Genomic DNA, 26,050 nt, shown 5'->3' on the forward strand with positions numbered 1-26,050 from the left:
AAAAAATGGGGTGAGCGATGGGATTCGAACCCACGACAACCGGAATCACAATCCGGGACTCTAACCAGCTGAGCTACGCCCACCATAACTGATGATCAAGTCACCGGATATTATACCTGCGATGAATCTCTCCGCTCCACTCGGAAATGGCGCGCCCGGCAGGGTGAGGCGGGGTCCTCGTAAACGTCCAGTGGACGTTTACGCCGCCGAACGCCCGGCCATGGAAGGCCGGGCCGGGGCTCCATTGAAGCCAACCGTGTCCCGCCATGGATGGCATGTACAACACATGTATATGTATGGCGCGCCCGGCAGGAATCGAACCTGCGACCCCCAGCTTAGAAGGCTGGTGCTCTATCCGTTGAGCTACGGGCGCCGGCGAAACGCCCGCACATTACATCTCAAGCACCACCATCGTGCAATTGAAAATGGTCGGGGTAGAGGGATTTGAACCCACGACACCCTGCTCCCAAAGCAGGTGCGCTACCAAGCTGCGCTATACCCCGATTGGTACTCACGCCAGACGCTGCTCGTGCGAATCACATCAGCGAGTACTCGCGAATATCGATAGAGCCCGGCCGACGCGAGGCCGGCACTATACGCACCGCTCTCGGGACCGTCAATCTGGCGTGGCTGAATTATAGGCTAAAAAACAAGCATATACGCTTGGCGCGCCGCGGCGGTGCATGCGATGATGCGCCGGGCGCATTCATCCGCACCGTAGCTTGCTATTGACCCGGCACGGTAGTGCTTAGGCGGAGATTTCGACGATGGGAATTCCCCAGTCTTGGTAAACACACTGATATGCCGGGTCAATATCGAAATTATTACTGATTTTCGATTATTGAGGCGGCAAGACGGCCTTGATAGCGATAGAGCAATAATAGACTGGCAGAAATTTTTGAGTTTATTCACGCCGCCTCAATAATCATGAGCGCACGCATCCTCGACGGAAAGAAAATCGCACAACAACTGCGCGCCGAGATCAAACAGCGGGTTGACCGCCGCCTGGCATCAGGCAAACGGCCACCCGGGCTCGCCGTTCTCAAGGTCGGCAACGAAGCCGCCTCAGAGGTCTACGTGCGCAATAAACGCGAGGCCTGTGCCGAAGCCGGGTTTATCTCTTTTGATTACGACTTGCCACTGGATATTTCCCAGGAAAAAATCCTGTCCCACATCGACCGATTGAATACAGACCCGGATGTGGACGGCATCCTGGTGCAGCTGCCGCTGCCGAAGCACATCGATCAGACAGTCATCATCGAAAGCATCAATCCTGCCAAGGATGTTGACGGATTTCATCCTTACAACATCGGCCGACTGGCCCAGCGTATGCCGCGTTTACGGCCCTGCACACCGTTCGGCATCATGCGCCTGCTCCAAGCCACCGGCGAGGCGCTGGAAGGCAAGGAGGCCGTCGTGGTGGGCGCCTCCAATATCGTCGGACGTCCCATGTCGCTCGAGCTGCTGCTGGCCGGCTGCACCGTTACCACTTGCCACCGCTACACCAAGAATCTGGCTGGGCATGTCGCCCGTGCTGATGTGCTCGTGGTCGCCGTGGGTAAACCCGGAATGGTTAAGGGTGATTGGATCAAGCCTGGCGCCATGGTCATCGACGTCGGCATCAACCGCTTGCCCGACGGCAAGCTGGTAGGCGACGTGGAATATGACGCAGCCAGACAGCGCGCCGGATGGATCACGCCAGTGCCGGGCGGCGTCGGACCGATGACCGTGGCCACGCTACTGCTCAACACACTGGAAGCCGCGGAGGAGCGCGACAAAGGATGATAGAATTGCGTCCGCTCCCGTTGCAAAAGAGATAATTCCGTCGTGGCCAACAGCAAAATTTCATCCCCGCATCCCGCTTCATCGTTGCTGCTGCATATTGATACAGCCTGCCTGTATCGCGACAGCATAGGCACAGAAGGCGTGGACAGGAGCGAAATCGAATCTCTCGCGCCTGAACTTCACCGCATACACCAGACACTGACAAAAAAGTCCGCGGGCGGACTGGATGCCGAGTTCGCCTGTCTCAGCTTGCACAACACCATGCCGGAATCATTGCCGCCAATCGAAGCGGCGGCGGAGCAGCTGCGCCGTTTCGAGGATATCGCTGTCATCGGCATTGGCGGCTCCAGCCTCGGCGCCAAGGCCGTGCATCAGGCGCTCGAAATGGATATGCCGGGCCCTGCTCTCCCCCGGCTGAATTTTCTGGAAAATATCAATCCGCGCCAATTAGACAAGTTGCTGCGCAACTGGAGCGCCGAAAAAACGGCCATCATCGCTATCAGCAAGTCCGGCGGAACGATTGAAACGGTTATCCAGTTTTTGATTGTGCGCGCATGGCTCGAAAAACAGCTCGGGGCGGACAAAGCGCGTCATCACCAGTGGCTGATCACCGATCCGGCGCAGGGATGGCTGCGCGAACTGGCCCAACGCGAGGGAACAGCGTCACTGCCAGTACCGCCCAGGGTGGGTGGGCGTTTTTCGGTCCTCACGGCAGTGGGGCTATTGCCGCTGGCCGTGGCGGGGGTGGATATTCACCGCCTGCTCGCCGGCAGCGCTGCCAACGCGGCGCGTTGTGTCAGCGACAATCCCCTGGAAAACCCGGCATTGGAAATGGCCGCGCTGTTTTACCTGCTGGATACCAAACACAACAAGCGTGTATCGATCATGATGCCGTACGCCGATCCGTTGCAACTCTTCGGCGACTGGTACCGCCAGCTATGGGCAGAATCTCTCGGCAAGATCCGTGGCGGACAGCAGGACGGATCTCCTGCTGGAACATTACCGGTAACAGCCCTGGGCACGGTGGATCAACACAGTCAGATGCAGATGTATCTCGAGTCGCGGCGCGACAAGATTTTCACTTTCATGGCGATCAACGATTGGGGCCAAAATCTTCCTATCCCGCTATCCAGCGCGGACAAAAAATATTTTCCCTATCTGGAAGACAAGCGCATGCAGGATGTTCTCGATGCCGAATTCCGCGCCACCGTACAGGTGATCTCCGATACCGGCCACCCGAACATGACCCTGCGCCTGCCCAGGCTTGATGCCCACGTGCTGGGTCAATTGATCGATCTATACCAGCGTGCCACGGTCTATGCCGGTCTGCTGTATGGTATCAATCCGTTGGATCAGCCCGCCGTAGAAAAAGGCAAACAGTTGGCCATCAAGCTCCTCAGCGGTGGCCACTAGCCGCAAAACCGGTCCACGCCGTACTGTCCGTGCGGCAGATAAACTCAAAAAGCTTTATCGCCGCTGGCGCAGTGGCCACAATGCTTTGTCCGATTTACTGTGGACCAAAACACTGCGGACCTCATCCTATGCCAGCGCCCTGCCATTAAAAGACCAAACACAACTGCGTCTGCTCGCGACGCAAATTCTGCGCATCAAATCCTTCGAAGGAGCTTCAGGACTCAATGTGAGCGAAACAATGCGTGCGCGCATCGCGCTGCATGCCAGCATTCCTATTCTCAATATCGGGCTCGATTACTATGCCGATTGGACTTCGATCGTGATCTATCCGGGCGATTTTCGTGTGCACGACGAGTACATGGATGAACACGGCGTCGTGCATCGCGAAATCATGGATCTTTGCGGTCAGTCCCTGTCCCAGGGCCCGATCGTGTTGTCATGGGAAGCGATGCGGGAGGAGGATGAGACACCCGCCGATCATGATCTCGTGATCCACGAATGTGCGCACAAGCTGGACGTACTCAACGGCGATGCCAACGGATTTCCCCCGCTGCACGCGGACATGGTGACACGCGCTTGGGCGCGCGACTTCCATGCCGCCTACCATCAGCTATGCTCGGAACAGGATACGCGCGGCGCCAGCCGCATCGACCCTTACGCCACGGAGGACCCGGCGGAATTTTTCGCCGTCATGAGCGAGACCTTTTTTACCGCCCCACATCTCGTTTACGAAAATCATCCGGCCGTGTATAAGCACTTGCAGCGTTTCTATCACCAGGATCCCCATTCGATCATGAAACAACGATAAACGATGATTCCACTGCACGACGACAATCCCACGACCATCAAGCCACTGCTGACGGTAATCTTTATCGTTGCCTGCTCGCTGGTTTTCCTGTGGCAACTGTCGCTCGGCGCGCGTGGTTTCGAAATGGCCGTGTATCGCCTTGGCGCTATCCCGGCCATGCTGTTCGGTGACAAGACGCTTCCCCCGGAGCTGGCCATGGTCCCACCGACGCTGACGGTGTTCACCTCCATGTTTATGCACGGCGGCTGGATGCACCTCATCGGCAACATGCTGTATCTCTGGATCTTCGGGAATAATATTGAAGACTCCATGGGCCACGGGCGTTTCGTGATTTTCTATTTGTTGTGCGGGGTCGCCGCCGTGTTCGCCCAGGCGCTGCCCAACGCCGATTCCACGATCCCCATGATCGGCGCCAGCGGTGCGATTTCCGGCGTTCTCGGCGCCTACCTGCTACTCTTCCCACGCGCGCACGTGCTGGTGTTGATACCCCTGGGCGTTTACATGCGCACCATGCGCCTGCCGGCCATGGTGGTGCTGGGTTTCTGGTTCGTGCTGCAACTGGTTAATTCGGTGCTCGCCGATCCCGGCAAGGGCGGCGTGGCCTTTGGCGCGCACATCGGCGGCTTCATCGCTGGCATGGTGTTGTTACCGCTGTTCAAATACCGTCACGTGCGGCTGTTCGCACCGCCGCGGCATTAACAAAACATGATTTTAATTAGAACCGCCAAGACGCCAAGAACGCCAAGTTTTTTAGATTTTTCTTGCTTTTCTGGCGCCTTGGCGTCTTGGCGGTTAAACTTCAATATCATTTTTCATCGCAGACTGGGGAAATTGTTATGCGGCAGTACCTCGACCTGATGCGCCATGTTATGCAACACGGTACGCGCAAAGATGATCGTACGGGCACCGGCACGCTTTCCGTATTCGGCCACCAGATGCGCTTCGACCTGGCTCAGGGATTTCCTCTCCTTACCACCAAGAAGGTTCACACCAAATCCATCATCCACGAGCTGTTGTGGTTCCTGCGCGGCGATACCAACATTCGCTATCTGAAGGAGCACGGCGTCAACATCTGGAATGAATGGGCCAATGAAAACGGCGATCTCGGCCCGGTTTACGGCTCCCAATGGCGCTCCTGGCCCACAGCCGATGGCCGTCAGATTGACCAGATTAGCCAGGTGGTGCGGGACATCCGTCAAAACCCGGATTCGCGCCGCCTGATTGTCAGCGCCTGGAACGTGGCCGAGATCGAACGCATGGCGCTGCCTCCCTGTCATTTGTTGTTCCAGTTCTACGTGGCCGAGGGCCGGCTCTCCTGCCAGCTGTATCAGCGCAGCGCCGATATTTTCCTTGGCGTGCCATTCAACATTGCCTCGTACGCCCTGCTCACAAAGATGATTGCCCAGGTCACCGGCCTCAAGCCGGGTGAATTCATCCACACGCTCGGCGATGCCCATCTCTACATGAACCATCTCGAGCAGGTCCAGACACAACTCGCGCGTGAACCGCGCCCGCTACCCTCCATGCGCCTGAACCCTGAAAGAATCTCGTTGTTCGATTTCGAATACGACGATTTCGAGCTGCTGAACTACGACCCCCATCCCTCCATCAAGGCCCCGGTGGCGGTGTAATTCCGGTGTCACGGGCAAGGCGCGTTTCGCTCATCGCCGCCATGGCGGAGAACCGCGCAATCGGAGTCAACAACGCGCTCCCCTGGCGCTTGCCGGCCGACCTCAGGCATTTCCGGCAACTCACCACTGGTCATCACGTGATCATGGGGCGGCGCAACTATGAATCCATCGGCAAGCCGCTGCCCGATCGCACCAATATCGTTGTCACACGCAATCCCGCCTATCAGGCGCCGGGGTGCCAGGTAAAGCACTCGCTGGTGGATGCGCTGCAAGACATCCACGGCGATACGGAAGTATTTGTCATCGGCGGAGCGGAGATTTATCGTCAGGCGATGGGCGATGCCAACCGTCTTTACCTGACGCTGGTTCACGCCGATATCAGCGGAGACACTTTTTTTCCGGAGTTCAATGCGCACGAATGGATCGAGATCAGCCGCACACGCCATGAGGCGGACGAAAAGCATCCCTATGCGTACAGTTTCGTGACTTATGACAGGAAAAACAGTGAATGAAGCGTTTAATCGCCATGTTGCTGATTCTCATCCTGCCCACACTGGCCGAGGCCGCCGGTCCACTGGTGCCGCAAGATAACAACAGCACCCTGGACTTCTCGCTTCGATTGGCGCGCTCCAATATCCCGCTCGACTACGGCAATCGCACCCACGACACCACCAGCCGCTGGCTGGGCGTTAGCCTGCGCGAGAAGGCCGGTAAACGCGTGACGCTGGGGATGTACGGCGGATATGCCTGGCTTACCCAGGCCAACAATCCCGTGACGGCCGGTATCGAACTCGGTGGATTCCATGCCGGTTTCTCCTTGCACGGCATTCTGTTGGAGGGCCAACGCGCCTTTTTGTACGGCGCACTCGATTACTCCTATCAGAAGGTGGATCACAAAAGCGATCTCCAGACGGTCGTGATCGATTGGGTGCAACCGCAAGCGCAGCTCGGCGTCGTGCTGACGTTAGCGCAAAAATGGCGCCTCTACGGTGGTGGAAACTACGGCAAAATAGACGGCGAGGAACGCGCCAGCGGATCGGTTAATCACACGCTGACGTTCGAACGTGGCGCGCAGTCCGGGGGGTTTCTTGGTTTTGACCTGAACGTGGAAACGGACGGTTATATCGGCGTCGAAGCCCGATCAGGCCTGATGCGCGGCGGGGAAATTTATTTTAAGCGAAGATTTTGAGCGGACTTCGAAAGGCCAGAAAACAACAATTCACAGGATTTACAGGAATTTTTGATTCTAAAATCTTTAATCCTGTTAATCCTGTCTATTTATTTCGTTAGAGCCTTAAGCGATCTGGGACGAAAGTTCCTGCGCCTGTTTCTTCTGCGCTTCACTGCCTTCCACCATCACTTCCTGCAGAATGCTGCGAGCACCTTCGGCATCACCCATGTCGATGTAGGCCTTGGCAAGATCAAGTTTCGTGGCGGCTTCATCCCACTGCGCGGAAGATTCACCTTCGCCAGCGGGCGCTTCCAGGCTCACCTCGGTCTCGACGGCGGACGCGGCAGGTGCTTCATCGCCACCGATATCGAAATTGAGTCCGCTGTCCGCTGAACTGCCCATATCGAACGAATCGATGCTGGGTTCCTGTTTGGCCGTGGACGGCGATTCCGGCATGGCAACCGAGAAATCATCGCCATCAGCGGGCTTGGCTGCCTTTGCCGCGGGTGTATCGATGTCAAAATCAAAATCGCCGGCCATTTCTGTTTTTGCTGTTTCGGTCGCAGAGGCCTGGAAATCAATACCCGCGGGCGCCGCCTTGGCGGCAGATACAGGCTGGGCGGGTGCCGCGCCCGATGGGGCCTTGCCTGGTGCTCCACCACGGAACATCGGGTTGTCCGGATTGAGCTTGCGCCCCATTTCTTCAACCTTGTCCCAGATCTTGCCACCACGTCCACCTTGCGTGGCGTAGAGTTCTTCTGCCAGCGTTTCGAACGCGGAAATATCATTACGCTGGTGATAGATCTCAAGCAGCTTGAGCTTGATCTCCTGGCGGTCAGGATTCTTGACCATGGCCTCTTTGAGAATTTCCTCGGCCGTTTCGTCGCGTCCGTAAGCAAGGTAAACCTCGGCCTCGGCAATCGGGTCCACTTCATCGGTGTGGATGTTGCCCATACCACCCTGGCTGAAGTCGCTGAGGAACGAAGTATCACCACCGGTGGTCGCGGCCGCCGGTTGCTGGCCCGCTACGGTGCCGGTGGTCGCCGGCTGTTCGGTGCTGATGGCATCGGCCGAGAGAATACTTTCTTCGAATTCGGCGATGGACTTCTGGCGCCGGCGAAAATAGACCAGCATGATGCCGCCGCCAAACAGAACCACGATACCTATAACAGCCGGCATCAACAGATCGCCTTGCACCGCCTCAAGCACGGTGGCCAGAAAATCCTTTTCTTCCGGTGCTGCAACCGGAAGCGGTGCCTTCTTCTTTAGCGCGGCAGGTGCCGGCTTGGCAGGCGGCAACGGCTCGATCTTTGCTTTCTCTTCTGATGCAGGCGCAGCGGCTTTTTCCAGCTGCTTGGGGGCGGCTTCCGGCGGTTTGACGACGGGTTCCGCCGGCTTGGTTTCAGCCGGCTTGGGCTGCTGAGCCAAACTCTGGTTTTCCAGCTCGATCAAGCGCGACTCTTTCTTCAGCTGCGACCGCACCAGACCAACCTTGTCGCTGAGATCCTTGTTTTCTAGGCGCTTGGATTCCAGGGATTCTTCCAGCGTAACGGCACGATCCGCCAGTGCCTGCTGCTCACGGGCCGTCGCTTCCTTGGCAGATTCTTTTTCAGATACAGCCTTGTCCGGCGTGCTCTTTTCCTGCTGCAGGGTGTTGCGCACGATCTTGAGCAACTCGTCCTGCTTGCCTTTGTCCGTTACCGTCGGCGCGACCTTTGACGGCTTTGCCAATTCTTTCTTGGGTTCTGGCGCCGGCACAGGCATCTCCGGTGCTGCCTCCGGTACCACTTCGGACGCTTCCGCTAGTTTGACGGCGCCACTCGCGCTTGCCAGTTTCAACTTGTATTCCTGCCAGGCATCGTACTGCGCCCGAAACTCTCGGCGCGCCTGCGAGGTCGTGACCGAGTCCATTTCCGTGCGCTCGGGCATCTTGAGGATTTTTCCCGCTTTCAGATTGTTGACGTTGTTACCGAAAAAAGCGTCCTTGTTGGTGCGGTAGATTGCCAGGATCATCTGTTCGACGCTCACGTCGCGATTGTCGGCGCGCGCCTTTTCAGCGATCGTCCACAGCACGTCGCCCCGCTTGACACTGTAATCCGACATCTGCGCCATCACCGGAACGGGCACCGGCTTGGTTTCAGGTTCCATTATTGGCGGCGACTCCTCTTTGGGAGTCGCTTCCAGAGGTTCTACTTTCGGTGCGCCGGGCTCTTCCGGCGCAACGCCCTGGGCCACGTCCGGCGGCCCGAGTTTTGTCTCATCCGGCATCACCTCTGAGGGCGGTGCTTCTCTGGCAACTTCTTCTTGGGGGGGTGCGGCTTCGGCTTTCAGTTCCTCGGGTGCTTTCGGTTCTTCCGGCTTGGCGACGATGGGCGGGATTTCTTCTTTTGCCATTTCCGCCTGGGGTGCTTCGGCTACGGGAGCGGGTGGCTGTATTTCCCGCATAGGTGTCGATTCAGGTTCTGGCGCGACAGCGACAGGTTCTGGTACGGTGGCGACAGGTTCCGGCGCGGGCGGCGTCACTACGGGTGTTTCAACGGGAGCGGCCTTGCCAGTGATCTTGTAGGGCGGATCAATCAGCGCCGTGTATTCGCGTACAAGGAGGCCACCGGGCCATTCAACTTTCAGCAGCAGATGCAGGAAGGGCTCGTTAATCTGTTGCTCGGTGCGAAGCTGAAGGAAATGACGGCCATCGGATTTCCGATCGACCACGAATTTAAGTTCAGACAGAAACGGAAGGCGCTCCACCCCCGCATCATTGAAATCAGAACGCGACGCCAGCGTAACGCTAAGCCCTTTCAACTCTTTCTCGGTGATGGAGGTAAGTTCGATCTCGGCATTGAGTGGTTCATTCAAAGCAGAGAGAACTTTTAATTTGCCCAATGCCAGCGCATGACTAACAGCCGGGAGCAACGCCATGATGCCGACCAGCATCCATTTTGAGATGAGCGCTATTCCCCTCCTGTTCCGAAACATTCTGTACACCCCTTTTGTAGTCAACGGGCTTCCTTGTCTAAAGGCCTTATAAGACCGGGAGTTAGGCAAATAAACAGCAATACTCTTTACAAACCTCAACTAACTATAGCGTACAGAAGATTATTTACCAGACATCCCGTTAGCGGCATACAGTCCTACACCCCTGAATTTGCCTGTATTAATGCGCCAGCCACTGCACCACTGCCAGAACGATCCGCGCCATTTTTCGGCCAGATCTGGCGCATTTTCAGCTTTCTATTTTATATAGTCGCGCACCCGATCGACATCAATGTGCCGGAGAAGCCGCATTTCAGGCGGGGAAAACCGGAATATCGAAATTCAACGGTGGTCCAGCAGGATGCGCAACATGCGCCGCAACGGTTCAGCCGCTCCCCAAAGCAGCTGGTCGCCGACCGTAAAGGCGCCCAGATATTCCTGGCCCATATTCAGTTTGCGCAGGCGCCCCACGGGTACGGTGAGCGTGCCCGTCACCGCTGCCGGGGTGAGTTCGCGCATGCTCTTGTCGCGCTCGTTCGGAATGACTTTCACCCACGCATTGTGCGCCGCCAGCATGGCATTGATCTCGTCGAGCGGCACATCTTTCCTGAGCTTGATGGTCATCGCCTGACTGTGACAGCGCATGGCGCCGACACGCACGCAGATGCCGTCAATAGGAATCGGCTGCTCGGAACGACCGAGGATCTTGTTGGTCTCGGCCTGGCCTTTCCATTCCTCCTTCGACTGGCCGCTATCGAGCTGCTTGTCGATATAAGGAATGATCGAACCCGCCAGCGGAACGCCAAAGAATTCCTTCGGGTACTTGTCGCTGCGGATGTGATCGGCGACCGCGCGGTCAATATCCAGAATCGCCGAAGCCGGGTCGTCGAGCTTGCTCTTCACAATGGCATGGACGCTACCCATCTGCTTCACCAGCTCACGCATGTTATTGGCGCCCGCACCCGAGGCGGCCTGATAGGTCATCGAAGTCATCCACTCGATAAGATTGGCCTTGAACAACCCGCCAAGCGCCATGAGCATGAGCGACACCGTGCAGTTGCCACCGATATAATTCATCACGCCGTTCTTGAGTCCGGCCTTGATGATCTCATTATTAAGCGGATCGAGAATGATAATGGCATCCTTGTCCATGCGCAGGCTGGAGGCCGCGTCAATCCAGTAGCCCTTCCAGCCGGCAGCGCGCAGTTTGGGAAATATTTCCGAGGTATAGTCACCGCCCTGACAGGTGATGATGACATCCATCGCCTTCAGCTCGTTGATGTTCTTGGCGTCCTTGAGCGGCGGCACATCCTTGCCGATCGCGGGACCCTTGCCGCCGACGTTCGACGTGGTAAAGAACACCGGCTCGATGTGATCGAAATCCTTTTCCGCCTGCATGCGGCCCATCAGCACCGAACCCACCATGCCGCGCCAACCTACCAGTCCCACCCGCTTCATAATCGTGTCCTCACTTCAAAAAGTTTTGAGATATGAGTGTTTAGTGTTGAGTTAAGGAGCGCCCTCTGCGCGCAACAAGAACTAAGCACTTAACACTAAAAACTAAACACTCGTTCAGGCGCCAAGCGCCTGAACGATCGCGTCGCCCATTTCCTCCGTGCCAACTTTTTTCATTCCGTCGGTGTAAATATCGCCTGTGCGCAAACCCTGATCGAGCACGCTGGAAACCGCCTTTTCTATTTTCCCGGCGAGCGACGCTTCGTTGAGCGTGTAGCGCAACATCATGGCCACGGAGAGTATCGTCGCCAGGGGATTAGCCACGCCCTTGCCGGCAAGGTCCGGCGCGGAACCGTGAATCGGCTCGTACATACCCTTGTTGGCGGCATCGAGCGAGGCCGAGGGCAACATGCCAATGGAACCCGTCAGCATGGCCGCCTCGTCCGACAGGATATCGCCGAAAATATTGCCGGTCACGATGACGTCAAATTGCTTCGGCGCGCGCACCAGCTGCATGGCGGCATTGTCCACGTACATATGGCTCAATTCCACGTCAGAATAATCCTTGCCAACGCGCAGCACCACGTCGCGCCACAGGCCGGAGGTTTCCAGCACATTGGCCTTTTCCACCGAGCAGAGTTTCTTGCGGCGCTTGCGCGCGGCATCGAAGGCCACGCGCGCCACACGATCCACTTCGTGCTCGGCATAGACCATGGTGTTGTACCCCTGACGTTCCCCGCTCTCAAGCGTGCGCACACCACGCGGCTCGCCAAAATAGATATCGCCCGTTAGTTCGCGCACGATCAGGAGATCGAGCCCCGCCACAATCTCAGGCTTGAGCGTCGAGGCCGAGGCCAATTGCGGATAAAGAATCGCGGGACGCAGATTGGCGAACAGCTTGAGTTCCGAACGCAATCTCAGCAGGGCTTTTTCCGGACGCAGCTCGCGCGGCAACGTATCCCACTGGGTGCCGCCCACGGCCCCAAGTAACACGGCATCCGCCTGTTGCGCCAGTTTCAGCGTCGCACCCGGGAGCGGGTGCTTGTTTGCCTCATAGGCCGTCCCGCCCACGAGAGCCGATTCCATCTCGATTTTGAGGCCGAAATCCTTGCGCAGGCGCTCAAGAACTTTGACCGCCTCGGCCACTACTTCGGGCCCAATGCCATCTCCCGGCAATATCGCAATTTTTTTGGTCATGTTCGTCCTTTTATTTCGCGAAGAGCCACGGCGCTTCTTTGCGGCGCCGCGCTTCAAAAACCTTAATCTCGTCCATATGCTGGAGCGTAAGACCGATTTCGTCGAGACCGTTCAACAAGCAGTGCTTGCGGAAGGCGTCGATCTCGAATTTGAATACCTTGCCCGCGGGTGTTACTACGGTCTGCGCGGCAAGATCTACCGTGAGCCGGTAGCCCGGCATCGCTTCGGTTTCCCGGAACAACTGGTCAACGGCAGCGGCATCAAGCACGATCGGTAGTAAACCATTCTTGATACTGTTGTTGTAAAAAATATCAGCATAACTTGGCGCGATGATCGCGCGGAAACCGTAATCCACTAACGACCATGGCGCATGTTCGCGCGAAGAACCGCAACCGAAATTGTCGCGCGCCAGCATTACCTGCGCGCCATGGTAACGCGGCTGATTCAGCACAAAGTCCGGATTGATGCGACGCTGGCTGTGGTCCATGCCCGGTTCGCCCGGGTCGAGATAGCGCCAGTCGTCGAACAGGTTCGGCCCGAAACCCGTGCGATGAATCGACTTCAGATACTGCTTGGCAATGATCGCATCAGTATCAACGTTGCCGCGATCCAGCGGCATCACAAGACCCGTCAGTTTTTCAAACTTTTGCATAAAAAATATTTAATAAGTTTTCCACCGCAAAGGCGCGAAGGACGCAAAGGTTAACAAGGTGGATTTCTGCTTTAACCATTTTTGAAATTCTTTGCGCTCTTTGCGTCTTTGCGGTGAATTTAGAGATCTCTAATATCCACAAAATGTCCGGCGATGGCCGCGGCGGCGGCCATCGCCGGACTCACGAGATGGGAGCGTCCGCCGGCCCCTTGGCGGCCCTCAAAGTTGCGGTTCGATGTTGAAGCGCAACGTTCGCCCGGTTCGAGCCGGTCGGCGTTCATGGCCAGGCACATGGAGCATCCCGGTTCACGCCATTCAAAACCGGCGGCGCGAAAAATTATATCCAAGCCTTCTTTTTCGGCCTGAACTTTCACCAAACCGGAACCCGGCACTACCAGCGCTAGCTTGATGCTGTTGGCGATCTTCCTGCCTTTCACCACCGCGGCGGCAGCGCGCAAATCTTCAATGCGCGAGTTGGTGCAGGAACCGATGAAAATCTTGTCGAGAAAAATATCGCGCATGGCTGTTCCCGGTTTGAGGCCCATGTACTGGAGCGCCCGTTGCATGCTGCCACGTTTGATGGAATCGGTTTCCTTGTCCGGATCGGGCACCGTGCCGTCTACCGGCACCACCATCTCGGGCGAAGTGCCCCACGTGACCTGTGGTTTGATGTCGGCAGCCTGGAGCACCACGTCCTTGTCGAACTTCGCATCCGCATCGCTCGTCATGCCGTGCCACGCGACCACTGCCTTGTCCCACATGTCGCCTTTCGGCGCGTAAGGTCGGCCACGGAAATATTCGATGGTCTTTTCATCCACGGCAATCATCCCGGCGCGCGCGCCGGCTTCGATGGCCATGTTGCACACCGTCATGCGGCCTTCGACGGAAAGTTCTCTGATCGCGTCGCCGGCAAACTCGATAGCATGGCCGTTACCGCCGGCGGTGCCAATCTTCCCGATGATCGCAAGCACAATATCCTTGGCGGTGATGCCGGCGGGAATTTTTCCCTCGACCCGCACGCGCATGTTCTTGGCTTTCTTCAAGATCAGACATTGCGTCGCGAGCACATGCTCAACCTCGGAAGTGCCGATGCCGAAGGCGAGCGCGCCGAAGGCGCCATGCGTCGAGGTATGCGAATCGCCGCACACCACAGTCATGCCGGGCAGCGTCGCGCCCTGTTCCGGACCAATCACGTGCACGATCCCCTGGCGCGCATCGTTCATGGCGAATTCGGTAATGCCGTAGTCGTGGCAATTCTGATCGAGGGTTTCCACCTGCAAGCGCGACACCGGATCGGCAATGCCGCGGGCACGGTCCGTGGTCGGGACGTTGTGGTCGGCGGTGGCAAGATTCGCGTCCACGCGCCAGAGCTTGCGGCCGGCGAGGCGCAGCCCCTCGAAGGCCTGCGGGCTGGTCACTTCGTGCACCAGATGGCGGTCGACATAGAGCAGGCTGGTGCCGTCATCGTTATGACGCACCACATGCGCATCCCAGAGCTTGTCGTAAAGGGTGTTTCCGGCCATGTCTGCCACTACGTATGAATACTTGCGCAAATATTAGGCAGGATCTATAAATAACACAAATTCATGTTTATAATATAAACTATTCCATTAAGTTATGGACATCTCCGCCTTGCAAGCCTTTCTGGCCGTGGCCGAATCCGGGTCATTTTCCCGCGCGGCTGAACGGATTTACCTGACCCAGCCCGCCATCAGCAAGCGCATCGCCACGCTCGAAAAAGAGCTCGACGCCCGCCTGTTCGATCGCATTGGCCGCGGTATCCACCTCACCCCGGCCGGCGAGGCCCTGCTCTCCCGCGCCCGCAACGTGCTGAAGGAACTCGAAGACGTGAAGCGCGGCATTACCAATCTCTCTGGTGACATCGCCGGGGAATTGCTGGTCGCCACCAGTCATCACATCGGTTTGCACCGGCTGCCGGGGCTGCTCAAGCGCTTTCACGAAACCTACACCCAAGTGCGCCTGAATTTGCAATTCATGGATTCCGAAAAGGCCTGCCAGGCGGTGGCCCGCGGCGATCTGGAGCTGGCGGTGGTCACGCTCCCGCCCAAGGTTGCTGCGCCCCTGAAAACAGAGAAGATCTGGGACGATCCGCTGGATATCGTCGTTAGCCCCGGGCACCCGCTGGCGCGGGAATTGCACGTATCTTTCAGCAGATTGCTGGATTACCCGGCCATTCTTCCGGGGCCCGGCACTTATACCCGGGAGATCATCCTGAATGCCTTCGGCCGTCTGCGCGACCGCATTCAGGTCGGGATGGCCACCAACTATCTGGAAGTGCTGAAGATGCTGGCGGCGATTGGTCTCGGGTGGAGTGCCTTGCCACGTACTATGATTGATTCAGGGCTGAGTGTGATCCAGCTTGAAAAGGGAGAGATAAAACGCGAACTGGGTATTGTCACTCACGAGAAACGCACAATTTCCAATGCCGGACAGGCCATGATACGAATAATTCGGGAAAACAAAACGCAATGAATTTTAAAGAGTTACTGGAACAGCTGGAAGAACGTCTGGGTTATCACCAATTTCCGGTGAACCCCGCGGCGACCAATATCAAAGACGTGTTTGAGGGCAGCCCACTGCACCACGACATCATGACGCGTCTGGTGCGCGCGATTTTTGTCTCGAACGCCTGCCGCCGCCTGACCGATCCGGTGAATCTGGACAGAACCCTTCTGGCGCTTACGCCGATCCGTCAGGAAGTCCTGCGCGCCGCGCGCACGGATGTCGATCTCTACCGCGTGCTCGACGAACTCGGTGCTGTATTGGGCAAAATCTTCGCTGAAGGCACGCCCGTCATAAAGGTCGTCTCTCCGGTGATACGGCGCACTGCCGAGATCATTCCGCTCTCCGCCTATCGCCACCTGCGCAAGCTCAAGTCTTCGGCTTAATTAGAAACCAGGCTACCAGAAACGCCAGCCCTGCTGCGGCGGCGGCAATATTGAAAGTAACGGTCGGGCCCAGCGTGGCCCAGGTATGACCACTGTATAAGCTTCCCACCGCCCCGCCAATTCCAAAGCTCAGACTTCCATAAATCGCCTGTCCGCGATGCTGATGTTTTCCCGTGAAAAAACGATGCACGAGTTGAATCGCCGTGGCGTGAAAACTGCCGAAGGTCGCGGCGTGCATGGCCTGCGCCAGTACCAGCACGGACATATTTTCCGGAAAATGACCGATCAGCAGCCAGCGCACGGCGGCGAGAAAGAAACTCGCGATCAGCACCGCGCGCAGCGATACACTCGTAAGCAGGCGCTGCATCAACAGGAATACGCCTATTTCGCACAGCACGGCAAACGCCCACAGCATACCGATCACGGTTTTCGAATAGCCGTGACTCTCCAGATAAATGGAATAAAAGGTGTAGTAAGGACCGTGACTGATCTGCATGAGCAGACAGGCCAGCAGAAAAAAGAACACACCCGGTTGCCATAAGGCATCGCGGAACCGCCCCGCCGGTTCGACAGTGCCTTTCATTTCCGATTCCGGCAAGGTTTGGCTGAACAGCCAGATGCCCAGCATCAGCGACAGTAGCGACGGCAGCACCCACCACGTTCCGCGCGCGTCGATCACCGGACCAAGCGCAATTACTGAAACAATAAATCCAATCGAACCCCACAGACGCACGCGCCCGTATGCACCCGGCTGCGCCGCCGTGTGTTGCATGACGAACACTTCGAGCAGCGGCAACGAGGCGTGCCAGAAAAAACTGAACAGCAGCATGACCGCCGCCAGCCACCAGAAAGATGTTCCGAAGAAGACGCCGCTGAACGCTGCGAACGTCAGGAACGAAGCCAGCCGCACCACCGCCATGCGCTGCTCGCGATGATCGGCGATCCAGCCCCACACCACCGGCGCCACGATGCGCGAGAACATGAGAATGGCGACGAGGTTACCGATGTCCACCGGCGCGAAGCCAACGGACTGGAGATACAAACTCCAGTACGGCACCAGCACGCCAAGGGTGGCGAAGTAGAAAAAATAAAAACCGGAGAGGCGCCAGTAAGGCATGGAATTAGCGACGGCTTGGCTAGAAAGAAGTTGGTAAAAATAGAATGGTACTTGATTGGTTACCCAAGCAAGACGGGTTAGCTCAGAGGCTCTTCCGGTGTTTAACGTTCGACATCGAGCGGTAGCAACCGGCAAGCCGGTTGCTACCGCTCGATGTCGGGGCTATGCGTCCCTGCTTTCATACGCTTCCGCCCAACAGACCATCTCGGAAAGGACGCTATGAACGGGGCGGCCCGTAATCATGAAGCGGCTACCGTTTCTCCATACGCCGAGGTTAAAGGCACCCATAGCGGACTCATGAAGTGGGTAGTACTGGTTGGCAGGCTCCTGATGCATGTCGTCCATTACGAGAAGACGCTTCGGTCCGAGAGGGAAGCTCACTATGACACCAGGAGTGCCCAAGCCAAAGGTCGGACGCGACTGGTGCTGCAGTACAACAGGCTTGTCTGTGGTCACGAAGACATCTCGCTCCGTCATGACTATTGACCAGCGCTTTCGCATCAGCAACTCTGCGGTGCGGATGGCTTCAGATTCGATGACATGGATGAAGAAGCGATCATGATCATTCTTGGCCCAGTTTCGGTACTTGTGCCATTCGGTGGCATTTAGTTGATGAACTACGCCTGAAACCTCGATGGTCTCAACGTCGGGTGTTCCGTCCGGCTTTGTGGGTGCGTCCTCGAATAGCTGGATGATTTGACGATGGGCCACCTCTACTGCCCTGCGAGTCTCGGGGTTTCGCAAGTGCAATACTGCGACAAAAAGCGACAGCCCCTTGCGGATAGTTGAATCACCGAGATCAATGAATCCCTCCGCAATGGCAGGCCAGATCGCCCCCATTGTCATTTCGAGACTCTGGATCTTCTCGTCAAGGTGCCACAATCGCTCTCCAGAGTCATCAAGCGGCGTGTACAGGTATCTCTTTCCGCAAACGTTACGAACGTTTGTCAGCGTCTCGTCGCCGTCGGCGTCGTCCTTTGAGAATATCCACACTTGGGCCTGCTCACTGTCGCAAGATTCCGACGTCGCGAAATAGCGCAGATAGAACTGCGGTACCCAGTGTTGATGCTTAGGACGGTTCACACGTGGACTAGGACGCATAACGCGAAGCACACCCGATGCGCGCCGTCGTTGCGCGCGTCCGGTGGAGCGTCTTGTTTGGCAAACAGATTTCGCCATGCTTGAGCGTTCATTCTTCTGATATCTTAATGCTGATAGTTACGGAAGGCATTTGCGATGGTGGTTCAATATAATAACGATGGTTAGGATTGTTCAAAACTTCGTTAACCAAATTTGGATCAATCCCTAAACTGAGCAGGTATCCCTTTCGATCTTCCTTCCAGCGCTTCCAGTCAAACTCAAATTCAAAGAGTTCAGTTTGTTTCTTTAGGATTGGTTCAAGCCTACTAAGCTCTTCTGGTGTGTAGAAATCCTCAGGATGCAAATCAAGCTTTTTGTTATTGCATTTTTTACAAAGAGCTACCAAGTAACCAGGCACTAAATGCCCGCCCAACACCATCGGTATATGGTGGTCTATGTCTAAAAAATCGTTCGAACCACATTTGAAACATTGATACTCAAATAAGGCAAACAATTTGTTCTTATATAGATTGGCAACTACTGGATAGCCAAAACGTTTGAAAAGATCGCGCTTTTCTTTATTTCTTTGCCCCTTGTACGCTTCATTGCTGTGGCCAGGTATTGAAATAACAGGCTGTTCAATCCTGCTTGATATTTCTGTCTTATTATCCGCCAAAGGTAAGCTAAAGCACTTATTCAGGTCCTCGACCTTTTTGTCGGTGTCTGGGTAAACCGCAGAAAGAATTCTTCTTACGACAAAAGTTCTTCTTTCCTGACGAAGGTGGCAAAAGGCACTGATTGTGCTCGGACCTTCGGGCACAATCTCAGATATGCGCCTCTCAGTTACATTTCCTTCGCTGTCCTCATACTTGATTATTAAGTCCATCGTCTCGATGTTCTTGAAGCTGAACGCTGCCTTTGAGCCGCGCCGACACGAAACGTCAGGAAACGGTGCGCTGTCCCCGGCGTCGGCTCGAAAGGCTTGTTATGTGCATTCCACGAAGCATTTCGTACGAGTCAGAACTGGGGGCCAGTGCACTGGCCGTTCAGCATGGTTCCGTAGCATCTCTGGGGTACCGCAGACTTGGGTATTATCGCTCCATGGCATTCTCCGTTAATCACTGGTCCCGTGCATTCGTCCGCCCGGTAGACAGGCGTGCCGCCAACGTTCGGTGCTGAAGCACTACCCCTTCTAATAGTTGGCTTCCCGTATGACCGTTGTTGGTCCGCGTATACGTTTGTAAGTGCTTCAGTTAACTTCATAAGGCACCATGAATTCTTGTCTGGCTCAGGAAAGCGAGCCTGACACTCTTGAGCGATCCACGCTCTATCTTCTTGTGTAAGTTCTGGTCTGCTGACTTGATGACTACATGCGGCCACGAACAGGAGCGTGGGAACCCACATCGTCTTTTTCATCTTTCCTCCTCCCTACCCGAAACCATCAGCATGCGGGTTTCTTATGCAACCATTTGCAAGCACCCCGATATATGTTCTCAAGCGCTTCCTCCTGCGAAAAGGACAGCGATGCAAAGTCGAGAATGCTTTCGACTGTGTCGAGGCATTCTGTAGCCCAAGTCGCCGCACTCTGAGGCAAAGCGCCGGACTTGACCCGCAAAAGAATTTCCTGAAGTTCTTCCGAAGGATCTTCTGCTGACATCTTTATTCCTTACACATAACGTGCCGCTGACCGGCGCCAGAATGGCGTCCGGTCCAGGGCTAAAGGGGACGCTACCCTTTTTCATCATCCTTTCTCGGTCGTCCACGTGGCCGGCACTGTAACACCCGCGCGGTCATCATCGTCCAGTTTCTGGACGAGCTTCCCCCAACCGCAGGACAATCCCTTGTCGACGTTACGTCTCAACGCACTTGCATATTTCTTCAGACGTTGCCGGGTATCACCGGCGTGGGACTTCTGACATCGGGGTTCTGCGCGCGGTGGCGCAGTGCGTGGTCCATCAGCACGATGGCCAGCATGGCCTCGGCAATCGGCGTAGCGCGGATACCGACACAGGGATCGTGACGCCCGGTGGTGGCGACTTCAACGGCCTCGCCCTTCACATTCACGGTTTTCCCCGGCAGGCGGATGCTGGATGTCGGCTTGAGGGCGATGCTCACGACGATATCCTGCCCGGAGGAAATACCACCGAGCGTGCCGCCGGCGTGATTGGAAAGAAAACCCTTGGGCGTGATTTCATCGCGGTGCTCGGTACCCTTCTGCTCGACACAGTGAAATCCTGCGCCGATCTCGACACCCTTGACCGCGTTGATACCCATCATGGCGTAGGCGATGTCAGCGTCCAGCCGCCCGAATATCGGTTCGCCGAGACCCACCGGCATGTGGCTGGCAACTATATTGATGCGCGCGCCGATGGAGTTGCCTTCCTTGCGCAATGCATCCATGTAGGCCTCCAGTTCCGCCACCTTGGAGGCATCCGGACAAAAGAAGTCATTGTTCTCGACTTCGTTCCAATCCTTGAGTTCAGGTTTAATCGGGCCCAGTTGCGCGAGATAGCCGCGAATAACCACGCCATAAAGTTCATGTAGATATTTTTTGGCAACGGCCCCGGCCGCCACGCGCATCGCGGTTTCGCGCGCGGATGAACGTCCGCCGCCGCGGTAATCGCGCAGGCCGTACTTCTGCATGTAGGTGTAATCGGCGTGGCCCGGACGAAACCGGTCCATGATCTTGGAATAATCCTGCGGGCGCTGGTCGGTGTTCTGGATCATCAGGCCGATCGGCGTGCCGGTAGTCTTGCCTTCGAACACGCCTGAAAGAATTTTTACCTCGTCCGACTCGCGCCGTTGCGTGGTGTGGCGCGACTGGCCGGGCTTGCGCCGGTCGAGGTCGGGCTGGATATCGGCCTCGCTGAGCGCCATGCCGGGCGGGCACCCATCAATAATCGCCACATACGCCGGACCGTGGGATTCACCCGCGGTGGTGACGGTGAAGAGCTTGCCAATGGTATTTCCGGACATTATGTGATGTTACCGGCTGTGGCGACCGATGACAAATTACGCGTTATCGCAAAGAGATAATAATTTGGAACCACTGATGAACACAAATTAACACGGATTAAAGCGCTAATTCTCTTTGTTTCCCATCCGCGTTCATCCGCGTTCATCCGCGTTCATCTGTGGTTTCAGGAATATTATTTTTTAGCCTCCGCCAACACCCAGACGACGCCCACTCCTGCCATGAATGAGGATTTTTTCTTTACCAGCGGGCTGTCCTCGAAGGCCGCGCCGGAAAGATAATCATAACGTGCGAACGCCCCGACCCAGAAATCCGGGAAGCGCCGGCTCGCGGTGAACGTCATCCGACTGCCGCTGTAACCGCCCGATGCATCGTAGGCGGGGCGTGTGACCGTGTCATGGATCGGCAAAACTTCGTAATAGTAGTCGTGATATTTCTCCGAGGCGTATAACGGCCCGACCGCCGCCCCGAAGCCCCAACCGTCGAGGCGGCGTGCCTCGTAATTCAGATTGGGCGCGAACACCCAGCCGATGCCATCCACGCGCGAAAGATCGGTCGCCGCCACGGCGCGCCATGGCAGCCGGATTGACCAGGCACGGTCATGCGACAAATAAATCTCCAGCGAAGGGCCGACCTCCACGGTCGGATCGATGTCCGGCATGCCGCGGCGGGCCTCGCTGTGATCGCTGCGGGCCGGCGGCCCGGCATTGACGCTCAGCTCGAGCCGAACGTGCTCCGAGGCAAACAGCTTGCCATGCGCACCCTCGCGGTCGATCTGAAACATCTCGCCCCGATACTGGACGTAGGGCAAGGGCAGAAGATAGCCGCGTTGTTCATCGGAGCCGCGGTAGTCGGGGATGCTCAAACCGGCCAGGCCCAGCCCCAGCTCCCAACGCGGCAAGTCTCCGGCGCGCGCGGTGGACGCGAGCAGGCAGAACGCGATTAAAGAAATTAGTATTTGGCGCATCGGCATTCCTAATATATTCTTGGATACATGGTAATCGGGCACTCTTCCTGAAGCCAACCGTTCAATGCGACGACATTCCGCCATCCGTACAGTGTCGTCCACAGCTGATTTCCGTTTTTTTTTCAGATTCCTCCTTGCCGTCCTTTTTGCCCTACCATCCTGGACGGGCGCGGAGGCGGCGGCTTCCGCGGCAAAAAGCAGCGTCAGCGCCGTTTCCGATCCTGCTTCACGCTTCACCAGGGGCCTGCTATGGAAAATCGAATCGCCGGGCGCCACGGCAAGTTATCTGTTCGGCACGATTCACTCCGACGATGCGCGCGTCATCGCCCTGCCGGAGGCCGTGACACGTTCGCTGGATACCTCCAGCCGCTTCGTCATGGAGGCCATTATCGATGGCGAAGCCCTGGTGCGCATGGCCGAGGTCATGTTCTTCAACGATGGGCGAACGTTGGAACAGGTTGTCGGCAAAAAACTCCACATGGAATCCATGAAGGCATTGACCGCGCGCGGCGTCCCGACGCTGGGCATTGAGAAGCAAAAACCCTGGGCGGTCATGATGACGTTGTCCATGCCGCCGCCCAAGACCGGCGAATATCTCGATCTCGTGCTGCAAGCGCGCGCGACGGAACAAAACAAACCCGTGTCCGGGCTGGAAACCATCGCCGAGCAATTGGCGGTATTCGACGGCCTGCCACTGCTCGATCAGGTGGCGCTGCTGCAGGATACCGTGAATACACAGACCGAACTTGAGAAGGAGTTCGAGGCGCTGCACAAGGCATACCTCGCGCGCAACCTCGGCGACATCACGGCCATCACGGAGAAAAATAAACCGGGCGATGAGCGGCTCTATGAAGAGGTCATGGACCGGTTACTGGCGAAACGCAATCGGCGCATGGTCGAACGCATGGTGCCGATTCTCAAACAGGGTGGCGCCTTCATGGCCGTGGGCGCGGCGCACCTGCCGGGCGAAACCGGTCTGTTGTACCGGCTTGAGAAAGCCGGCTATCGTGTTACCGTGGTCTATTGACGATCCATACTGAAGAACATCAAGGAGACGGACATCCCTTCCAAAAAAACAAAAAAACGCAAGAAACTGCGCCGGAAGAAAGCATCGCGGCGCCCGGGGGCAGTCTCCTGGACGCGCCTGTCCGACGAGCACCTCCTGGACACCCGGCTGTGCGACTTGGGGCTCACGCTGAACGGCAGCAAGATCCAGAAAGAGGTTAGACAGCTGTGGCACGATCTCGCCAATCGCGGCTTCGCGTTCCGCCCGCATTTCTGGCTGTCAGACTGCTGGTTCTGCCCGGACGGCGTACCCGGAATTGCCATCCCGTTTTTCCTCGTACACCCGCGGCTCATGCGCCTGGAAAAAGCGCACATGCTCGAATTCGACGGCAACACCCTGGAGTCACGCATGAAGTTGCTGCGGCACGAAACCGCGCACGCGCTGGCCAACGCTTACCGCCTGCACCTGAAACAGAGCTGGCGCCGCCGCTTTGGACGCAACAGCAAGGCCTATCCCGAAAGCTACATGCCGCGGCCCTACAGCCGCAATTACGTGCTGCACCTCGACAACTGGTATGCGCAGAGTCACCCCGCTGAGGACTGGGCTGAGACTTTCGCCGTGTGGCTCGACCCGGGTTCGCGCTGGCGCGAGAAATACCGCGACTGGCCGGCGATCAAGAAACTCAATTACGTGGATGAGCTGATGAAGGAGATTGTCGGCCGCACCCCGCCGGTGCGCAGCAAGAAACAGGTCGATTCAATCAACACGCAGCGGATCACTCTGCGAGAATACTTCGCGGAGAAGCAGACACGCCTGCAACTGGACCTGCCCTGCTTCCATGAACAGCAGTTGCGGCAAATCTTCCCTGCTTCGGTGAGCCACCAGAACGAGCGGGCCGCACATTTCGTCCGGAAAATGCGCCGCGAAGCCATCACCAGCGTGGCCCGTTGGACCTCCGAATCCCGCTATCGCATCAACCTGACCATCGAAGACATGATCCACCGTTGTGAAGAAATGAATCTTCACGCCTCCCGCGACAAGGAAGAAACCAAGACCGCGCTCATCGCCTCGCTTGTGATGCTCTACATGGGCTCGCTGCGCAGCGGGATGTCGCGCCTCGCGATATGAAAAAGCTGCGTGTCATGATGGTGGTGCACTACACGCTGGTGCCGCCGGAAGACTTGAAGGACAAAGATGATCCGCGCATGGAGAAATTCCGCACCGAGTATGACGTCAAGAACGCGTTGATCACCCTTGGCCATGAAGTCCAGATCGTGGGCGTTTACGATGATCTCATGCCGATCCGCAAGATGAATGAGGAATTCAAGCCCCACATTGCATTCAATCTTCTGGAGGACTTCGCCGGCAACAGCGCCTTCGATTACTACGTCGTCAGCTATTTCGAGATGATGCGCATCCCCTACACCGGCTGCAATCCGCGCGGCCTGCTGCTGGCGCGCGACAAGGCGCTAACCAAGATGGTTCTCACTTACCATCGCATCAGCGTTCCGGACTTTTATGTATTCCGGCTCGGTCGCAAAATCAGCCGGCGGCGAAAATTCGTCTTTCCCCTGATCGTCAAGTCATTGACCGAGGAAGGCTCGGTCGGCATTGCTCAGGCCTCTTACGTAGAGAACGAGGACCAGCTGCGCGAACGCGTGGCGCTGATCCACGACAAGCTGCATGGCGACGCGATCGCCGAGCAGTACATCGACGGGCGCGAGCTGTATGTCACGGTTCTCGGCAACAGCAAGCTTGAGGTCCTGCCCATCCGTGAGCTGGTATTCGACAACGTCGAGCCGGGAACACCGAAGATGGCAACCTACGCAGTTAAATGGGACGACAAGTACCGCGAACGCTGGGGTATCGTTTACCAGTTTGCGCGCACTCTGCCGAATGGCATGGAAGGGCGCATCCAGCACCTGTGCAAACGCGTTTACCACCTGCTCGACATGAACGGCTACGGCCGCATCGACCTGCGCGTAACGGCGGACGGCGAGCTTTACGTGCTGGAAGCGAACCCCAACCCCGGGATCGCACGTGACGAGGACTGCACCCATTCCGCCATCAAGTCCGGATTGAGCTATGAGGACTTCATTCAGCGTATTCTCCATCTGGGAATAACCACCCGGTCCATCGAGTAATCCCCGCGGGGTGTTCTGCCCCCCCCCTCGTTGAGGTATTCCCGACTTGATTGGCCTGTCTCTTGCATCCTTGAAACCCGGTTTGTTTGCCCCCAATTAGTTGACTTAATCAGTATGGTATTGATAGAATATTAACGTTCTCTAATATTCTGTCAATTCTCACTATTTGGGAACACTGTAATCAATGATTTTGGAGGTGCTTTGCGATGACTCAGCTAATCAACGGTTTTCCATCAGACGGCGTGGTGACGGTTAACCGCGTCTTGCTCAAACCCGGCTACACCGTAGACGATCTGCAGGAACGCGTGGCCATGCTGTGCGAAAACGTAAAGACCTATCACTCCGAAACCGGTTTTGTGGGCGGCTTCGTGGCCCTCAACAGCGGCGCCATTTCCAACGAAGGTTCAACCATCGGCCAGGCCGTCAAAAGCCCGCTCAAGGAAAAAGAAGCGCTGATCGTCACCTTCTGGCGCACGTTTGAGGAACATGAAGCATCGCATCGCAGCGAGACCTTCCAGCCGTTGTTCAAAAAGGTCCTCGATCTGTGCGAAAACGGCAATGAAGAGATTGCTTACACCATGCTCTGGTCCGGCAGCGCCTATTCCCCCAAAGAGGCCAAGGCTGCGCGTGCCGCCAAAGCCAAATACGGGAACAAGGCAGCATAACGATAACCGCTCCGCATCCGTTAGGTGTCTGACAACCCCGCCTCACGCGGGGTTGTCGTTTCATGCATTCACCGCGGCTTTCCGCTAAACTCCGTCAGCTCTT

23 protein-coding genes and 3 tRNA genes are annotated in these 26,050 nt (G+C 56.8%); 13 read left to right on the forward strand and 13 right to left on the reverse strand.

Features of this window, described 5'->3' with window-relative positions:
• Positions 1-6 precede the first annotated feature (6 nt).
• The 3 genes from NUV55_RS11845 to NUV55_RS11855 all read right to left on the reverse strand — a co-directional run bounded on the left by NUV55_RS11845 (position 7) and on the right by NUV55_RS11855 (position 503).
• A tRNA-His gene (locus NUV55_RS11845) sits at positions 7-83 on the reverse strand.
• Between the two features lie 214 nt (positions 84-297).
• Positions 298-373, reverse strand: a tRNA-Arg gene (locus NUV55_RS11850).
• A 53-nt stretch (positions 374-426) separates the two neighbouring features.
• Positions 427-503, reverse strand: a tRNA-Pro gene (locus NUV55_RS11855).
• Between the two features lie 424 nt (positions 504-927).
• Between NUV55_RS11855 and folD the strand changes: the two genes are divergently transcribed.
• The 7 genes from folD to NUV55_RS11890 all read left to right on the forward strand — a co-directional run bounded on the left by folD (position 928) and on the right by NUV55_RS11890 (position 6,826).
• Positions 928-1,785, forward strand: a complete 858-nt coding sequence (gene folD / locus NUV55_RS11860) for a bifunctional methylenetetrahydrofolate dehydrogenase/methenyltetrahydrofolate cyclohydrolase FolD (protein WP_296673252.1) — start codon at positions 928-930, stop codon at positions 1,783-1,785.
• Positions 1,786-1,827: 42 nt separating this feature from the next.
• Complete coding sequence (locus NUV55_RS11865) at positions 1,828-3,198, forward strand: hypothetical protein (protein ID WP_296673254.1); 1,371 nt, start codon at positions 1,828-1,830, stop codon at positions 3,196-3,198.
• Complete coding sequence (locus tag NUV55_RS11870; protein ID WP_296673256.1) at positions 3,188-4,006, forward strand: zinc-dependent peptidase; 819 nt, start codon at positions 3,188-3,190, stop codon at positions 4,004-4,006. The genes NUV55_RS11865 and NUV55_RS11870 overlap by 11 nt, the downstream gene beginning before the upstream one ends.
• Positions 4,007-4,009: 3 nt before the next feature.
• On the forward strand, positions 4,010-4,705 hold the full coding sequence (locus tag NUV55_RS11875) for a rhomboid family intramembrane serine protease (RefSeq protein WP_296673258.1): 696 nt from the start codon (positions 4,010-4,012) through the stop codon (positions 4,703-4,705).
• A 137-nt stretch (positions 4,706-4,842) separates the two neighbouring features.
• Complete coding sequence (locus tag NUV55_RS11880) at positions 4,843-5,637, forward strand: thymidylate synthase (protein WP_296673261.1); 795 nt, start codon at positions 4,843-4,845, stop codon at positions 5,635-5,637.
• A 5-nt stretch (positions 5,638-5,642) separates the two neighbouring features.
• The gene (locus NUV55_RS11885) at positions 5,643-6,149 is read left to right on the forward strand and encodes a dihydrofolate reductase (protein WP_296673263.1); all 507 of its coding nucleotides are present in this window, start codon (positions 5,643-5,645) and stop codon (positions 6,147-6,149) included.
• Positions 6,146-6,826 (forward strand): hypothetical protein, encoded by a 681-nt coding sequence (locus NUV55_RS11890; RefSeq protein ID WP_296673265.1) that lies wholly within the window; start codon positions 6,146-6,148, stop codon positions 6,824-6,826. Before NUV55_RS11885 ends, NUV55_RS11890 begins: the two co-directional genes overlap by 4 nt.
• Before the next feature lie 105 nt (positions 6,827-6,931).
• Here the strand turns inward: NUV55_RS11890 and NUV55_RS11895 are convergent, their stop codons facing one another.
• The 5 genes from NUV55_RS11895 to leuC all read right to left on the reverse strand — a co-directional run bounded on the left by NUV55_RS11895 (position 6,932) and on the right by leuC (position 14,608).
• A complete protein-coding gene (locus NUV55_RS11895) occupies positions 6,932-9,784 on the reverse strand; it encodes a FimV/HubP family polar landmark protein (protein WP_296673266.1) in 2,853 nt (950 codons plus the stop codon).
• A gap of 339 nt (positions 9,785-10,123) precedes the next feature.
• On the reverse strand, positions 10,124-11,239 hold the full coding sequence (gene asd / locus NUV55_RS11900) for an aspartate-semialdehyde dehydrogenase (RefSeq protein WP_296673268.1): 1,116 nt from the start codon (positions 11,237-11,239) through the stop codon (positions 10,124-10,126).
• 114 nt (positions 11,240-11,353) lie between these two features.
• On the reverse strand, positions 11,354-12,433 hold the full coding sequence (gene leuB / locus NUV55_RS11905; protein ID WP_296673270.1) for a 3-isopropylmalate dehydrogenase: 1,080 nt from the start codon (positions 12,431-12,433) through the stop codon (positions 11,354-11,356).
• 10 nt (positions 12,434-12,443) lie between these two features.
• The gene (gene leuD, locus NUV55_RS11910; RefSeq protein ID WP_296673273.1) at positions 12,444-13,085 is read right to left on the reverse strand and encodes a 3-isopropylmalate dehydratase small subunit; all 642 of its coding nucleotides are present in this window, start codon (positions 13,083-13,085) and stop codon (positions 12,444-12,446) included.
• A gap of 119 nt (positions 13,086-13,204) precedes the next feature.
• On the reverse strand, positions 13,205-14,608 hold the full coding sequence (gene leuC / locus NUV55_RS11915; RefSeq protein ID WP_296673275.1) for a 3-isopropylmalate dehydratase large subunit: 1,404 nt from the start codon (positions 14,606-14,608) through the stop codon (positions 13,205-13,207).
• Positions 14,609-14,702: 94 nt separating this feature from the next.
• Between leuC and NUV55_RS11920 the strand changes: the two genes are divergently transcribed.
• Both NUV55_RS11920 and NUV55_RS11925 read left to right on the forward strand, forming a co-directional pair.
• Positions 14,703-15,578: a LysR family transcriptional regulator gene (locus tag NUV55_RS11920; RefSeq protein WP_296673277.1), complete on the forward strand. Its 876-nt coding sequence runs from the start codon at positions 14,703-14,705 to the stop codon at positions 15,576-15,578.
• Complete coding sequence (locus NUV55_RS11925; RefSeq protein ID WP_296673279.1) at positions 15,575-15,994, forward strand: hypothetical protein; 420 nt, start codon at positions 15,575-15,577, stop codon at positions 15,992-15,994. Before NUV55_RS11920 ends, NUV55_RS11925 begins: the two co-directional genes overlap by 4 nt.
• On the opposite strand, the gene NUV55_RS11930 is transcribed toward NUV55_RS11925, so the two are convergent.
• The 5 genes from NUV55_RS11930 to NUV55_RS11950 form a co-directional block, all read right to left on the reverse strand.
• Positions 15,978-17,111 carry an MFS transporter gene (locus tag NUV55_RS11930; RefSeq protein WP_296673281.1) on the reverse strand — a complete coding sequence of 378 codons (1,134 nt, stop codon included), beginning with the start codon at positions 17,109-17,111 and terminating at the stop codon, positions 15,978-15,980. The genes NUV55_RS11925 and NUV55_RS11930 overlap by 17 nt on opposite strands.
• Before the next feature lie 162 nt (positions 17,112-17,273).
• Positions 17,274-18,290, reverse strand: a complete 1,017-nt coding sequence (locus NUV55_RS11935) for a DUF4238 domain-containing protein (RefSeq protein ID WP_296673282.1) — start codon at positions 18,288-18,290, stop codon at positions 17,274-17,276.
• A gap of 10 nt (positions 18,291-18,300) precedes the next feature.
• The gene (locus NUV55_RS11940) at positions 18,301-19,077 is read right to left on the reverse strand and encodes an HNH endonuclease (RefSeq protein WP_296673284.1); all 777 of its coding nucleotides are present in this window, start codon (positions 19,075-19,077) and stop codon (positions 18,301-18,303) included.
• Between the two features lie 992 nt (positions 19,078-20,069).
• Positions 20,070-21,167 (reverse strand): chorismate synthase, encoded by a 1,098-nt coding sequence (aroC, locus tag NUV55_RS11945; protein ID WP_296673286.1) that lies wholly within the window; start codon positions 21,165-21,167, stop codon positions 20,070-20,072.
• A gap of 173 nt (positions 21,168-21,340) precedes the next feature.
• The gene (locus tag NUV55_RS11950) at positions 21,341-22,132 is read right to left on the reverse strand and encodes a MipA/OmpV family protein (RefSeq protein ID WP_296673288.1); all 792 of its coding nucleotides are present in this window, start codon (positions 22,130-22,132) and stop codon (positions 21,341-21,343) included.
• A gap of 91 nt (positions 22,133-22,223) precedes the next feature.
• Between NUV55_RS11950 and NUV55_RS11955 the strand changes: the two genes are divergently transcribed.
• The 4 genes from NUV55_RS11955 (at position 22,224) to NUV55_RS11970 (ending at position 25,947) form a co-directional block, all read left to right on the forward strand.
• Positions 22,224-23,159 (forward strand): TraB/GumN family protein, encoded by a 936-nt coding sequence (locus NUV55_RS11955; protein WP_296673289.1) that lies wholly within the window; start codon positions 22,224-22,226, stop codon positions 23,157-23,159.
• A 156-nt stretch (positions 23,160-23,315) separates the two neighbouring features.
• Entirely contained in the window at positions 23,316-24,266 is a 951-nt protein-coding gene (locus NUV55_RS11960) for a putative zinc-binding metallopeptidase (RefSeq protein ID WP_296673291.1), read from the forward strand.
• Positions 24,263-25,282 (forward strand): ATP-grasp domain-containing protein, encoded by a 1,020-nt coding sequence (locus NUV55_RS11965; RefSeq protein ID WP_296673293.1) that lies wholly within the window; start codon positions 24,263-24,265, stop codon positions 25,280-25,282. The genes NUV55_RS11960 and NUV55_RS11965 overlap by 4 nt, the downstream gene beginning before the upstream one ends.
• Positions 25,283-25,488: 206 nt before the next feature.
• Positions 25,489-25,947, forward strand: a complete 459-nt coding sequence (locus NUV55_RS11970; RefSeq protein WP_296673295.1) for a hypothetical protein — start codon at positions 25,489-25,491, stop codon at positions 25,945-25,947.
• The last annotated feature ends 103 nt before the right edge of the window (positions 25,948-26,050 follow it).

Origin of the sequence: Sulfuricaulis sp. (assembly GCF_024653915.1) — a bacterium.
GTDB lineage: Bacteria > Pseudomonadota > Gammaproteobacteria > Acidiferrobacterales > Sulfurifustaceae > Sulfuricaulis.